The 14,993-nt window shown below is 41.0% G+C and carries 12 protein-coding genes and 1 tRNA gene; 2 read left to right on the top strand and 11 right to left on the bottom strand.

Features of this window, described 5'->3' with window-relative positions; all coding sequences use genetic code 11:
• Positions 1-2: 2 nt before the first annotated feature.
• Genes QWY93_RS10480 through QWY93_RS10455 form a run of 6 tightly spaced genes read right to left on the bottom strand, consistent with a single transcriptional unit; the run spans position 3 to position 8,387 of the window.
• Positions 3-1,442, bottom strand: coding sequence for a quinol:cytochrome C oxidoreductase (locus QWY93_RS10480; protein ID WP_290248189.1), 1,440 nt, complete (start codon positions 1,440-1,442; stop codon positions 3-5).
• Positions 1,443-1,444: 2 nt separating this feature from the next.
• Positions 1,445-2,071: a c-type cytochrome gene (locus tag QWY93_RS10475; RefSeq protein WP_290248188.1), complete on the bottom strand. Its 627-nt coding sequence runs from the start codon at positions 2,069-2,071 to the stop codon at positions 1,445-1,447.
• Between the two features lie 14 nt (positions 2,072-2,085).
• Complete coding sequence (locus QWY93_RS10470) at positions 2,086-2,616, bottom strand: DUF3341 domain-containing protein (protein WP_290248187.1); 531 nt, start codon at positions 2,614-2,616, stop codon at positions 2,086-2,088.
• On the bottom strand, positions 2,616-3,980 hold the full coding sequence (gene nrfD / locus QWY93_RS10465) for an NrfD/PsrC family molybdoenzyme membrane anchor subunit (protein WP_290248186.1): 1,365 nt from the start codon (positions 3,978-3,980) through the stop codon (positions 2,616-2,618). Before nrfD ends, QWY93_RS10470 begins: the two co-directional genes overlap by 1 nt.
• Before the next feature lie 19 nt (positions 3,981-3,999).
• Positions 4,000-7,095 (bottom strand): TAT-variant-translocated molybdopterin oxidoreductase, encoded by a 3,096-nt coding sequence (locus QWY93_RS10460; RefSeq protein WP_290248185.1) that lies wholly within the window; start codon positions 7,093-7,095, stop codon positions 4,000-4,002.
• Positions 7,096-7,133: 38 nt separating this feature from the next.
• The gene (locus QWY93_RS10455; RefSeq protein WP_290248184.1) at positions 7,134-8,387 is read right to left on the bottom strand and encodes a c-type cytochrome; all 1,254 of its coding nucleotides are present in this window, start codon (positions 8,385-8,387) and stop codon (positions 7,134-7,136) included.
• Between the two features lie 371 nt (positions 8,388-8,758).
• Between QWY93_RS10455 and QWY93_RS10450 the strand changes: the two genes are divergently transcribed.
• Together QWY93_RS10450 and QWY93_RS10445 are read left to right on the top strand one after the other, a co-directional pair.
• Positions 8,759-8,829 (top strand) — tRNA-Cys (locus QWY93_RS10450).
• A 346-nt stretch (positions 8,830-9,175) separates the two neighbouring features.
• Positions 9,176-10,129: a CHRD domain-containing protein gene (locus QWY93_RS10445; RefSeq protein WP_290248183.1), complete on the top strand. Its 954-nt coding sequence runs from the start codon at positions 9,176-9,178 to the stop codon at positions 10,127-10,129.
• Between the two features lie 100 nt (positions 10,130-10,229).
• Here the strand turns inward: QWY93_RS10445 and rpsA are convergent, their stop codons facing one another.
• From rpsA to tsaD, 5 genes are all read right to left on the bottom strand, one after another.
• Positions 10,230-12,002 (bottom strand): 30S ribosomal protein S1, encoded by a 1,773-nt coding sequence (gene rpsA, locus QWY93_RS10440; protein ID WP_290248182.1) that lies wholly within the window; start codon positions 12,000-12,002, stop codon positions 10,230-10,232.
• Between the two features lie 214 nt (positions 12,003-12,216).
• Positions 12,217-12,723, bottom strand: coding sequence for an HNH endonuclease (locus tag QWY93_RS10435; RefSeq protein WP_290248181.1), 507 nt, complete (start codon positions 12,721-12,723; stop codon positions 12,217-12,219).
• Between the two features lie 5 nt (positions 12,724-12,728).
• Positions 12,729-13,538 (bottom strand): C40 family peptidase, encoded by an 810-nt coding sequence (locus QWY93_RS10430; RefSeq protein ID WP_290248180.1) that lies wholly within the window; start codon positions 13,536-13,538, stop codon positions 12,729-12,731.
• Positions 13,504-13,977 (bottom strand): SsrA-binding protein SmpB, encoded by a 474-nt coding sequence (gene smpB, locus QWY93_RS10425; protein WP_290248179.1) that lies wholly within the window; start codon positions 13,975-13,977, stop codon positions 13,504-13,506. Before smpB ends, QWY93_RS10430 begins: the two co-directional genes overlap by 35 nt.
• 5 nt (positions 13,978-13,982) lie before the next feature.
• Positions 13,983-14,993 carry a tRNA (adenosine(37)-N6)-threonylcarbamoyltransferase complex transferase subunit TsaD gene (gene tsaD, locus QWY93_RS10420; protein ID WP_290248178.1) on the bottom strand — a complete coding sequence of 337 codons (1,011 nt, stop codon included), beginning with the start codon at positions 14,991-14,993 and terminating at the stop codon, positions 13,983-13,985.

Genomic DNA, 14,993 nt, shown 5'->3' with positions numbered 1-14,993 from the left:
TATTAAATGTGATGATGATAACTTTCTTCCAACATAGGGTGGTTTTTGGGTATCAAGTTTTTCTTACCCAAATTATTAAACACCACCATAATCACTACTGAAGCATACAATAATAGCATACCTATTTCCATAAACCCAATTCCGCCATTATGACCCAATGTTCCAGGTTGAACCATCAGGAAGAAATCCACCCAGTGACCTAAGATGATCGTGGTACAAACAACTTTTAGGAAGATCGTATGACGCTTGGAATCCCTTGTCATCAGCAACAAAAAGGGAAGCACAAAGTTAAGGATGATATTGACAAATATAAATGGTCCATAAATATCACTCGCCAATCTCTCAAGGAAGTACACTGATTCTTCAGGAATGTTGGCATAATAGATCAACAGGAACTGAGAAAACCAAAGGTAAGTCCAGAAAATAGAGAATCCGAAAATGAATTTCCCCAAGTCGTGCAAGTGGTTTTCATTGATCATTTCCAGGTAACCTTTTTCCTTCAACAGGATAGTTACCAAAGTGATAGCAGAAAGTCCTGCAACAAACCAGGAGGCAAATACATACCAACCAAATAAGGTAGAGAACCAGTGAGTGTCAATAGACATTACCCAGTCCCATGCACTTATTGAAGAAGATACAGCAAAGACTACAAGGAAAATGGCAGACCATTTTCTCATGGTGAACCAATAGCTGTTTCCCCCTTTGATATCTTCTTGTAAAGAAAGATTTTTCAATTTGTTAAAGAAGAAAATCCAAATGCCAAAGAATAAAACCATTCTTACTACCCAGAAGATTGGGAAACTTCCTTTAGCAAAAGGCCAATAGAAAAACCCCCCTTTGCCATCAATGATATGATCATAATCAGGACTATTAGGGTCAAAAAGGCTTGCATGCGTCCAATGGAAAAGATCATGGCCCGCGATAAAATAAGTCACGATCATTAAGATGGCTGCAAAAGGAAGCCAATTTCCAAAAGATAACATCACTCGTAGAATTGGAGTGGCCCATCCTGCCTGAGCGGCGTATTGAATGGCAAAGAAGAAAACCCCAATAATGGCAATCCCGGCAAAGTAAACATTGTTGATCCAAAGGTTGGCAAAGAAGCGCTTAGACCAATGATAACCACCATGGCCACTATCCTCATGACCAGCTTCGGAATGTTCTCCACCGGCATGGGCTGCTTCACTATGACCTGCCTCTATTTGATGTTCTTCTTCACCATGGCCTGCTTCTTCAGCATGATGATCAACTGTAGCTTCAACATGTTCGGTTTGATGTCCAGCAGCTTCACCATGTCCATGGTCACCCCCACCAAACATAGCAGTAAGAACTCCTATGATTAACAGCACAGCACCAATAACACCAATCGTAAGGACTGACTTTTTGAGACCGGCCGTAAATTCAAATTTTTGATCCAGGTTAAAATTTGTAACGTGCGCCATTATTATTGTTTCTGAATTTCTTGTTTAACATAGTGAACAATCTTCCACCTTCTCTCCATGGAGATTTGAGAACCGTGGGATCCCATTCTTCCTTTTCCATGAGTAATTACATGGAAGATATGTCCCTCAGGCAGGTTGATGTAAGCACCGCCTTTTAAATTGGCCACACCACCAATCACTTGCCCGACTGGCCCGTCACCTTCACCGCCTTCGCCATGGCAAGGTGAACAATATTGGGTAAACAATCGCTCTCCATCTTCTAACACCTGGTCGGTTAATTCAAGTGGGTTTTCAATTTCAGCTGCTCCTTCCAAGTCAGCCACCTTTAATCTATAAGGAAGATACCCATTTTGGTTCCTTGGCACCGTATTGGGGGCAGGTTCCCTCATGGTCATTTTATGCGGATTGTGGGGATTACTGTTGTAAAATTCTCCTATGCCACTTTCTGTATTAGACAACCAGTCACCGGATTCCTCATCCTGAATCTGGGTGAGGGGTTCGTATGCTACAGAATGGTACATCTGAGGGGCATATTCCAAGCCTTGATCATCCCCAGAAGCTCCGCAGGATACCATCCCCCAGGTCATTGCGGATAGGGCAACTATATATGTGAATTTAATAATTTTCATATCTTCAAGATTACCTATTCAAAACTTTTATTATTTACCTCAGTTGCACCGGAAGACTTCAGGATTTCTTTGATCTTATCTTCTTCCATATTGGCATTGGTAGCCAAATCTACTGCAAGTACGTGCTTATCATCCGTACTTCTGATATCATAAATCCTGGGTTGCCCCCAAGGTTTAAGGTTACTGCTGATCATAAATACACCGACCATACCAAAGGAAGCCAAAAGAACAGTAAGCTCAAATGTCACTGGAATAAAATCAGGGATTGCAATAGGGTCTTTCCCGCCAATGATCATAGGCCAATCTACACCCATCATCAAAATCTGCATGGTCAGCGCCAGGGCCGTCCCCAACAATCCGAACAAAAAAGCTGCAATAGGCAAGCGGCTTCTTCTATACCCCAGCAAGTCTTCCATCCCGTGAATAGGATAAGGGGAATATACCTCCTGTATCTTCACTCCACCTTCTCTTACTTGGGTAACTGCTTCTTTCAAAACATCCTCATCATCATAAATACCGAGGACAAAATTCGTATCTCTTTCCATTATTTATTTACTTTTTCAGATGAAGACTTCAAAACAGCTTTTACCTCTGCCATATTGATTACAGGGAAGAATTTGGCAAATAAAAGGAAGCAGGTAAAAAACAAACCAAAGGTAAACAAGTAAACCCCAACATCATAGACCGTTGGATAGAACATGGCCCAAGAAGAAGGAAGGTAATCCCTGTGCAGGGAGGTCACAATAATCACAAAACGCTCAAACCACATCCCAATATTTACAACCAATGAAAGCAAGAAGGTAGCCACTAATGAAGTTCTGATTTTCTTGAACCAGAATAACTGTGGAGAAATCACATTACAGGTCATCATGGACCAATAAGCCCACCAATAGGGACCAAATGCCCGGTTAATAAAGGCATATTGCTCTGCTTCTACACCTGAATACCAAGCAATGAAAAATTCTGTGATATAAGCAATACCTACAATGGAGCCTGTGATGATGATGACGATGTTCATCAATTCAATATGCCCCATGGTAATGTAGTCTTCTAATTTAAATACCTTACGGGTAACGATCATCAAGGTCAGTACCATGGCAAATCCTGAGAAGATCGCACCAGCCACAAAGTAAGGGGGGAAAATAGTAGTATGCCATCCTGGAATCACTGAAGTGGCAAAGTCGAAGGATACAATGGTGTGAACAGAAAGTACCAAGGGAGTTGCCACACCGGCAAGGATAAGTGAAACGGATTCGTACCTCATCCAGTTTCTGGCTCCGCCATCCCATCCAAAGCTAAGCGCACCATAGATGACTTTTCTTATGCCTGTAGCTCTATCTCTGATAGTGGCAAAATCAGGAATCAGACCAATATACCAGAAAACAAGGGAAACAGAGAAATAAGTAGAGATCGCAAACACGTCCCAAAGCAAAGGAGAGTTAAAGTTTACCCAAAGGGAACCAAACAAGTTAGGAAGTGGCAGTGCCCAATAAGCTCCCAGCCAAGGTCTTCCCATGTGAAGTACAGGGAACATGGCAGCACAAATTACGGCGAAGATGGTCATGGCCTCTGCTGCCCGGTTAATGGAAGTTCTCCATTTTTGTCTGAAAAGTAGGAGCACCGCAGAAATCAAAGTCCCCGCGTGACCAATACCTACCCACCATACAAAGTTGGTAATATCCCATGCCCAACCAACTGTCTTATTCAATCCCCACATTCCAATACCTTCCCAAACTGTGGCGACAACGGCCAAACCACCTAATAATAATGCGCCAAGCGAAACGGCCAAACCTAATAACCATCCAATGGAAGGCTTTCCTTCCACTTGTCTGCAGACGTCATGGGTAACGTCTTTATAAGTTTTACCGCCCGTAACTAACGGCTCGCGTACGGATGAAGTAACCTGCATATTTTTATAAAATTATTATTTACGCTTCTTTTTTGTCCTTATTTCTAATCTTAGTAAAGTACCACACGTTAGGGCTTACATTGATTTCCTCCAATACGTGGTAAGCTCTTTCTTCATTCACTTCTTTTACAGAAGAGGTGGTGTTTTCTTTGATTTTAAGCATTTGAGATACCTCACTGTTTGGATCATTCATATCTCCAAATACCAATGCATCAGTTGGACAGGCTACGGCACATGCAGTGTTGATTTCACCATCCTTAACCTTTCTCTTCTCACGTTTTGCTGCCAATTTACCTGATTGAATACGCTGCACACACATGCTACATTTCTCCATCACACCCCTTGCTCTCACAGTAACATCAGGATTCAATACCATTTTGCCCAGATCATCGTTTTGGGCCACATTGACTTTGGAGAAGTCTTTGTTGTCATGGTATTTGAACCAGTTAAATCTTCTTACTTTATAAGGACAGTTGTTGGCACAGTACCTTGTACCAATACACCTGTTATATGTCATTTGGTTTAGGCCTTCTGAACTATGGGTCGTAGCAGCCACCGGACATACCGTCTCACATGGTGCATTATTACAGTGTTGACACATCATTGGTTGGAAGGTTACCTCAGGATTTTCCGAAGCTTCTTCCAATCCTTCCAGATCAGTAGGCTCTGCATCTGAGCTGTAGTAACGATCGATCCTGATCCAGCTCATTTCCCTTCTGTTCAATACTTCTTCCTTACCTACTACCGCAACATTATTTTCGACCTGACAAGCTACTGTACAGGCTCCACAACCAATACAGGAGTTCATGTCAATAGCAAGGCCCCAATGATGCTGGCTGTATTTATGACCGTTCCAAAGGGTGATTTTAGAAGGCTTTACAAACTCACCATCCTTGTAAATCTCAGGTTGATATCTACCTGCAGAAGGATCTTTTTTGTATTCTGACAATACAGATTCCTGAATTACATTTTCCCTTCCCATATAAGTTTGATGGGTTTGGGTTTGGGCAATTCTATATGTATCTGGCATCAGTTCTATGGAAACCCCATCGGTGATATTATAATTGACAAAGCCTTTTGAATTGTCCAGCAATGGGTAAGCATTGACCCCTACTCCATCTGCAACTCTTCCAGCTTTGGTTCTTCCATATCCCAAAGCCAAACCAATCGTACCGTTCGCTTGACCTGGTTGTACCAATACAGGAACAATCAGAGATTTGCCATTAACGTTGATTTTTGCCTTTTGGGTGGCACCTTCCTCCATTATAAGACCATTTTCTTTGGCCCATTTTTGGGGAACAGTTAGGTAATTATCCCAAGTAGCTTTGGAAATTGGGTCAGGCATTTCTTGCAACCAAGGGTTGTTGGCAAAAGTACCATTTCCAATACCCACTTTTTGGTATGCTACCAATTCAACACCGCTGTTATCTGCTTTGTAAGTTCTTCCAATGGCAGATGCAGCTCCGCTGATATCCTCCTTAATGGTCAATTCAGCAGCTTCCTCAGTAGAAGGCTGTGATAAGACGCCGTTGTAAAGAGATTGATCCCAAAATTCCTGGAAATTGGAAATTTCGGTTTGATTAGCAAAGTAGGTTGATTTCCAGTTTTCCTGTAAAAAATCGTAGTAATTAGTGTTATTTCCGGCCCAGATCAGGAAGGATTCCTGCGCCTGTCTTGTATCAAACAATGGGGAAATAGCTGGCTGGGATAAGCTGTACTCCCCGGATTTTGGATTAAAGTCATTCCAAGACTCAAGATAATGGTGGTCAGGAGCTACATATTGTACCAAGGAAGCTGTTTCATTCATGGTTTCATTGGTAGAAACAGAAACTTTTGCCTTAGCAATGGCTTGACCAAGGGCTTCACCTTGGGGATGATCATAAACCGGGTTACAGTTATAGAAGATCACTCCACCTACACGGCCAGCAGCTAAATCAGCCACCAGTTGGTTCATATCCTGATCATTTCCTTTTCTGAAATTAGCAGTTTGGGAAATGTTTACGGTCTTATCTCTATTGCCCAGCAATTCATTGATTGCATTGATTACTATCTGAACATTTGGATCATTGGAACCAGAGACAACTATCGATTGACCTTTATTGGCCCAAAGTTCGTTCGCTGCTTTTTCCAAATGGGCAACATCAACTGGAGCACCGCTTACAATAGCTGCACCAGCCTTTTTGGCCAACATATTATATAATGCCAATACAGCCAATCCACTTTGAGAAGCTTTGATTGGAGTTCTATAGTCAGCATTAGCACCGGTTAGGGAAAGGTTTGACTCAAACTGAAAATGTCTGGACATTTCAGGATGTTCTTTAGAAATCTTTCTTCCCTTTGCATATTGCTTGGCGAATTCAATTGGGGATATCCAAGATCCCAGGAAATCTGCACCAAAACTTACAATAACATTGGCTTTGTCAAAGCTATAGTCAGGAAGTGCAGCTTTACCGTAGTAAGTTTCGTTAGCTTTGGTGATACCATAAGAAGAAACCGGATCATAAGTAACTACGTCCAATCCGCCAACAGAATCGGAAAGTTGCTGAATGGCTTTATCTGTGGATGGTGACAAAATGGTATTGGTCACCAATTTAACATTTCCAGCTGATTTAAGTTTGGATGCAACCTCCTTATCAATGCTCGCCCAATCGGTTTTTTGTCCTCCTTTATAAGGAGCTGTTAACCTTTGCTTATCATATAAGGATAATACAGAAGCTTCCACAAGGGCATTTACTCCACCCTGATTAATGGGGGAAAGTTTGTTGCCATCGATTTTGATAGGTCTTCCTTCACGGGTTTTTACCACGATGGAAGCATAGTCTCCACCAGAAACAAAGGTAGAGGCATAATAATTAGGAACAGATGGATGTACATCCACTGGTTTATTGACATAAGGGATAGCCTTTCTAACCGGCGCTTCACAAGCTGCCAAAGAAGCAGCAGCAAGACTGAAACCCATTAATTTCAGAAAGTCCCTTCGTGAAGAACCTCCCTCACCATTTTGTCCGTTGATTGGAAGATACTCAGGAAATTCCTTATCTGCATTTTTTACAAATTCAGGATCATTTGTTAGCTGTTCTAACCCCTTCCAGTATGTCTTTTTATTTTCCTTCATTTTATATTAAAGAAAAGAATGTTCTTAAAGATTTTATTTTAGTAGTGGCACTTGGCACATTCCAAGCCTCCGATGTCCTTCACTTTTAGGGCATCTTCAGAATTGGAATGCAGTTGAACCAGCTTATCGTAGTAGGCATTACCTGCAGCAGCTATATCGGTTTGCCTGTGACAATCGATACACCAGCCCATGGTCAGGGCACTGTGCTGCCTTACTACTTCCATTTCTTCGATAGGACCATGACATGTCTGGCATTCAACTTCCCCCACTTTTACGTGCTGAGAGTGGTTGAAATAAGCCAGATCCGGTAGATTATGAACCCTTACCCATTCTATAGGTTGGTTATTATCTACAGCTTCATATATTTTGGCGATTTCAGGAGATACTCCTTCTTTTCCTCCCACATTCTGAATGTGCATGTGGCAGTTCATACATATATTTGGAGATGGGATATTTGCAGAACGGCCAATTTCCACACCGGTGTGACAATACTGACAAGGGATTTCCTGGTCACCAGCATGAAGTTTATGAGAGAAAGCAATAGGTTGAGTAGGCGCATAACCTTGCTGAACACCCACTGAAAACAAACCGTCAATGGCTGTTTTGGCTACTAATGCAATTACAATGGCCGTGATAATGATGACAAAAGCATCACTCTTAAGGACTTTCTTAAAATCTGTTTTTTGGCTGATAAATTCTTTATCCTCCTCTTCCAGCGGCTGTTGATTCAGGTATTTGGTCAACACTGAAATGATTAATCCCAATACAATCAAAATCAACAGTAATACGACCACTAAAACCGCTAAAATAATGGTCAGATATTCACTTGGTACGCCGCTTTGTGCAACAGCACCTTCACCGCCAGCAGCAGGAGCCGCTGCTGCCTCTTCCTGTCCTCCATATTCAATGTAAGACAACAAGTTCATGATATCTTCATCACTTAAAAATGCATGAGAAGGCATCACGGTGTTGTTAAACTCTTCAAACAATTCAACAGCGGTCTCATCTCCGCCTTGAATTACTTTTTGGGAATTTTTTACAAATGCCTTAATCCACGCTATGTCCCTACGGTCACTTACCCCTCTAAGGGCTGGTCCCGTAAATTTTTGATCTAGCTTGTGGCAGGTTTTACAGTTGGCATTAAATAGTGACTCACCCGCTTTGATGGCCTCTTCACTATCAGAAACTTCAGGATCAGCAGCAAAAGCATTCATTCCTATTAATAGGAAAAAAATAAACGCCATGTTGCTAAATCTAAAGGGAACACTTAATAATGAGCGTTTGATTGACATATTTATGACTCTTTAATCAGTTTATTTCACGGTTTTTAAAACTCCCCACAAATGTACTACCCAACTTCTATTTTTCAAACACGTATAAAACGGCTCATCTTTTGCTACTTTGAGCCACCCCCCTATACACAAACCTGATTTACAGATGTTTACAAATATTTCTTAACTATTAATTCCTATTTAGAACTTTTATAAATAACCTGCATAGTACAATATAGCAGCACACCCCATGGTATTTAAATTATTATTATTTTAATTGGTCGATGGAAATCATTGAAAATTAACGCAGTTTCTTCAATTCAATAAAAAATTGAACTTTCGGTTTTGGATAAGCCAATTTTATCTATACATTTGCATTCTCTTAAGGAGATGGTCGAGTGGCCGAGTGGCTAGGCAGAGGTCTGCAAAACCTTGTACAGCGGTTCGAATCCGCTCTCGACCTCATAAAAAAGCACCCACCAAGGCGGGTGCTTTTTTATTTTATCCCTCTTTAATCATATCCCAAAAATTCTGACATATCCCAACTTATTATCTGAGGTATTCATAAATCAGGTATTTTTTTGTTTTAAATTCCACTTATAATTGATATATAAAACATTTGAATTAATTTTTTAAACCATCTAATTGATAGAAACATTAATTATACTAATACCACTTTTTATTATATATAATTTTACATTTCTACATTCAAGCCAAACTTTCCTTCCATATCACGATCCATATTAGCATAATTACGTATATGGGGTATGTATTCTTTAACCAATTTTCAACTAAACCCAAATCTTGTTATGAAAAACCTAACTATTTTATCCTTCGCGCTAATTTTTAGCACCTTCCTATTAAGCTGTCAATCTCAAGATGAGATGATGCCGGCTCCATCAACCCTGGAAAATGAATTTTATTCCTCTAAAATGAAAGCACAGACAGCTATGGAGCACAATTTCGGAACCTTTATTAATGGAAGAGAAGAGGTTCCCTCTGTTGCTGCTAGCGGTTCGGGTTATGCCAATTTCCACCTTAGTGAAGATGAAACATCTTTAAGCTATCAATTATTTGTAGCAAATACCGAAGGGATATTATTTTCTCATATCCACATGGCACCAGCCGGAGAAAATGGACCTGTGGTGGCCTTCCTATTGGAAGCACAGGATCCTCCAACCCCATTATTTAATGGGCTGCTCGCTGAAGGAGTAATTATGACTGAAGACCTACTTGGCCCTTTATCCGGAATGACCTTGAATGACCTAATCAAGGCCATAAAAGACGGGAACACTTATGTTAATGTTCATACCGTTGAGAATCCCTCGGGTGAATTAAGAGGACAGATAGGAATTCAAGAACCTAGTATGAATGGAAAATACGCCATCCATTTAACTGGAGATGAAGAAGTGCCGGAAGTAGATACAGGAGCCCAAGGAAATGCTACATTTAAATTTAACCATGATTGGACTGAATTACATTATAAAATAAATGTGGCCAATTTAACTGATGCCTTATTTGCCCATATCCATATTGCGCCAGCTGGAGTAAATGGAGGAGTAGTGGTTACACTGCAAGGGGAAATGATCAACGGGCCAATTAACGGACACTATGCAGAAGGCATAATTACTAACGAGGATTTATCAGGTATCATGACAGGGGGATCGCTTGGGATTTTAAAAGCTGCTTTGGACGGCCACCATGCTTATGTCAATATTCATTCCACTGAAAACCCAGGAGGGGAATTGAGAGGGCAATTTTAGGAAGGCAAAAATAAAAATTGAATACCATAATTAATAAAAAAAGCACCCGCCGTGGCGGGTGCTTTCAAATTATTGAGAGATAAAAGAATAAGGCTAATGCTTATTTTTTATCACCACCTTCCATTTTTTCTTTCAATGCAGAAAGGGCATCCAAATCACCTAAGGTAGATTTTTCTTGAGAATCAGATCCTGAAGGTTTCTTCTTAGGAGCAGCCTTTTTAGCAGCAGGCTTAGTAGGAGCGGCTTCTTCTCTAAAGGTAGCAGTATGGGAAAGCACGATGCGCTTATCATCCTTGGAGAATTCGGTTACTTTGAAGTCCAAAGACTCCCCTACTTCTACTTGAGAACCATCTTCTTTTTCCAAGTTCTTGATAGTAGCAAATCCTTCTAATCCATAAGGAAGCTCAAGTACGGCTCCTTTGTCATTTTTGGAAACTACAGAACACTTGTGCTCAGAACCAACAGGGAAGATGCCTTCAAAAGTATCCCATGGATTTTCTTCCAATTGCTTGTGACCAAGGGCCAACCTTCTGTTTTCAACGTCCAATTCAAGAACAATCACATCCAGCTCGTCCCCTACTTTAACGTATTCAGATGGGTGCTTGATTTTCTTAGTCCAAGAAAGATCAGAAACGTGTACAAGACCGTCAATTCCTTCTTCAAGCTCCAAGAACAATCCAAAGTTGGTCAAGTTTCTTACCACACCTTTGTGCTTAGTACCTACAGCATATTTGGTCACCATGTCCTGCTTAGTCCATGGATCTTCAGTCAATTGCTTGATACCAAGAGACATTTTTCTTTCCTCTTTGTCCAAAGTAAGTACTACTGCTTCGATTTCGTCTCCTACTTTCACAAAGTCTGCTGGATTTCTCAAGTGCTGAGACCAAGACATCTCAGATACGTGGATAAGACCTTCTACACCTGGAGCTAACTCAAGGAATGCACCATAGTCAGCCACATTAACGATCTTACCTTTCACTTTAGATCCAACTTCAAGTTCAGCAGAAAGAGAGTCCCAAGGGTGCGCAGTAAGCTGCTTCATGCCCAAAGAGATACGTTTCTTATCATCATCGAAGTCAAGCACAACCACCTGAACTTTATCATCAAGGTTAAGCACTTCTTCTGGATGGTTGATACGTCCCCAGGAAATGTCTGTAATGTGAAGAAGACCGTCCACACCACCAAGGTCGATAAATACACCAAAGTTGGTCATGTTCTTGATCACACCTTCCAATACCTGACCTTTTTCCAGGTTGTTGAGGATTTCTGCTTTTTGCTTTTCTAGATCTTTTTCGATCAGTATTTTGTGAGAAACTACGACGTTATCGTTAGCGTGGTTGATCTTAACCACTTTCACTTCCATTTTCTTGCCTACATAGACATCAAAGTCCCTGATAGGCTTCACGTCAATTTGAGAACCTGGCAAGAAGGCTTCAACACCGTATATATCTACGATCAAACCACCTTTGGTTCTTCTCTTCACAAGACCTTCTATCACATTGTCGTGCTCAAGCGCATCTTCGATATCCTGCCATGCACGAACCATTTTGGCTTTCTTTCTAGAAAGCACCAACTGACCCAAAGCATTTTCTTGCTCTTCAATGAAAAGTTCTACCTCATCACCGATTTTCAGATCAGGAAGGTCACGGAATTCAGTTCTGGGTACAAGACCATCAGACTTAAACCCGATGTTGATAATCACATCCTTGTCATTGATACCTACTACGGTACCTTTGATCACTTCCTTCTCATTAATTTCGGTTAAAGTCTGGTCATAAAGCTTTTCCATCTCCTCCCTTTCGGCAGAAGAATAACCTTCACCAAAACCTTTGGTTTCGAACTTGTCCCAGTTAAAATCTTCGTTATTAGACATATTAAATTAATGACTCTGATTTTCAACAGCCTTAGAGCCATCAGGCTGAGGTTTTTGTTAAAAGAAAATTTCCCGGAAATACCTCCCCAGAAAACCGCTCCACCTGAGCGGACTGCAAAGGTACTGATTTTTTGTCACTTGAAACAACAACGTTTTAAAAAGTTAACCTATATATCGCAGAAAGTCAAAAAATAAACAGGGAGAGTTTAAGAATTCACAAGGCCTTTATCTCCAAAAATGGCAACCATTCCTCGGCATTCTTTTCGGCATAATCGGATAAAAAATAGGATAGTGAAGGCCGGAATGGCTCTCTCCTGAAATTGAAGCCTACCTCCTCAGGGGTTTTATCCCCTTTCTGGATATTACAGCGGTGACATGCGGTCACCAGATTTTTCCAACTTGCCCCCCCTCCTTTTGACCTGGGGATGACATGATCAATGGTTAGATGTTTTTGGGAACCGCAATACTGACATTCATTATTATCCCTTTTAAAAATATTATTGCGGTTCAAAAGCACCCCACGGAAAGGAATATTTTTGTACTCATACAACCGGACCACAGCAGGATATTTGAATTCTTGATCAACTGTCCGGATGGTCAGGAAACTGTAATCGGCCAACACACATACTTTTTCAAGAATGGTCAGCACCATTGCCTTTTGAACAGTGACAACAGCCACTGGCGTATGGTCTAGGTTGAGCACGAGTACCTTCTTTTCCATAACACTTATATTAAACAGCGAATATCCAAAACCCGGTGAGTCGGGGAATTTGGTTTTCCTATTGCATCTCCATTTAATTTAATCAGATCCTCTTTTACTTTTCCACTAACATGAATAACCCGGTTATCCCCCAAATAAATTCCTGCATGGTGAGGAATATCCTTTTCATTACCAAAAATCACCAAATCTCCGGGGTAAGCTTTCTCCGCTGAGACAGGTCTCCCTGCATCGACCAATTGGGAAATAAATTTGGGAACAGAGTATCCACTGATCTTAAAAACCAATTGAATAAAACTACCTGAACCTATGCCAAAGTAGCTCCTTCCTCCTGACAAAAAGGGAACATTCCTAAAGGAACGGGCGATATCTATTAGTTCTCCACGGCTGGCTTTTTCTTTATGGTTGCGGACCCTTCCTTCAAATCCTATGAAACGTTTTGTATCAAAAAGTTCTGAGGCACTGATCTGCAATAGGCTTCCTGCAAGCAAATAAATAGTGCCCTCTCTGAATTTCAAGGTGCTAACAGGACTGGTAGTGATCTGATTATCTCCTCCAGTGAAAAAATTAAAATCCTCGGGGCTGATTTCCTCATGCTGCAATGCTTGCATCCATCCGGTGGTATTAACTGCTCCAATTTTTATTTTGAGCCATTTCTCATCAGGAGAAACCTCCACCACCTCATAGGTTTCCCCAAAAAGTAATTGTGTGATCAGGCCAGAACCAGGGCGGGGCTCCTGATAAACACTGACCAGTGATAACCTGCAAATTCCATATTTTTGCTTAGTAAGCCATTCTGTCGAGTTCCCGTTTCGCATCTTTTTTCTTAATATCCTGACGTTTGTCGTGAAGTTTCTTCCCTCTACCCAGAGCAATCTCCAACTTTGCCAAGCCCTTATTATTGATAAATATTCGGACTGGGACTATAGAAAGCCCTTTTTCATTCAATTTACCCTCTAATTTATTCAGCTCTTTTTTATTAAGCAATAGTTTTCGCTCCCTAACCGCATCATGATTATAGTGAGCAGCCAAGGAATAAGGTGAAATATGCATCTGCTTGATCATCAGTTCACCCCGCTTAAAATAACAATATGCCTCCTTCAAAGACACCTTTCCTTCCCTGATGGATTTTATTTCAGTGCCTTTTAGTACCAACCCTGCCACATATTTATCAATTAATTCATACTCAAATGTGGCTTTTCGGTTTTTGATATTGATGATCTTACTAAATTTATTATCTTTTTTATTCTTCGCCATTTTAATTAACTGATTTTCATTTTGGCCATGGGACTTACATCCAGACCACAAAAATCCTTATTCAAAAATTTATAATGTGCAGCCATTGCAATCATAGCCGCATTATCGGTACAATATTCAAATTTAGGAATATAAATATTCCATTTTAATTCTTTAGCCAATTCCTCCAACGTATTTCTTAATCCCGAATTGGCGGAAACGCCCCCAGCAATGGCTATATCCCTCACCTTATATTGCCTGGCAGCTTTTTTTAGTTTCTGGACCAGCATTTTGATCAGCGTATGCTGTATGGAAGCACAAATATCTTTCAGGTTTTTTTCAATAAACTTATCATCCTCCTTAAGCTGATCCCTCAAGAAGTACAGCACCGCGGTCTTGATCCCACTAAAAGAATAATTCAGGCTGGGCATTTCCGATAATGGAAACCGAAAGGCATTCGGATCCCCTTCTTTTGCATACTTATCCACCATCGGCCCTCCTGGGTAGGGAAGGCCTAGCAATTTAGCAGTTTTGTCAAATGCTTCCCCCACTGCATCATCCAGGGTTTCACCTATCACCTCCATGGCCAAATGGTCTTTGACAAGCACCAATTGGGTATGTCCACCACTTACGGTAAGGCAAATAAATGGAAAGGAAGGTTTAGGTTCGTCAATAAAGTGGGCCAGAATATGGGCCTGCATATGGTTTACTTCAATCAAGGGAATATCCAGGGCATATGCAAATGACTTGGCAAAAGACACCCCGACCATCAAGGCCCCCATTAATCCAGGTCCCCTGGTAAATGCTACTGCAGATAATTCTTCCTTGCAAACTCCTGAAGAACTTAAAGCCTCATGGACCACAGGAATTAAATGCTGTTGGTGGGCCCTAGAGGCAAGCTCTGGAACTACTCCACCATATTTTTCGTGAACGGATTGCGTGGCGACAATATTATTAAGAATTTTGCCGTTAGCGATGACCGCCGCTGAAGTCTCATCACAGGAAGACTCTATTGCGAGTATTTTAATATTCTTCAT

It is taken from the genome of Echinicola jeungdonensis (assembly GCF_030409905.1).
GTDB lineage: Bacteria > Bacteroidota > Bacteroidia > Cytophagales > Cyclobacteriaceae > Echinicola > Echinicola jeungdonensis.
This window is presented reverse-complemented; position numbering and strand designations above follow the sequence as displayed.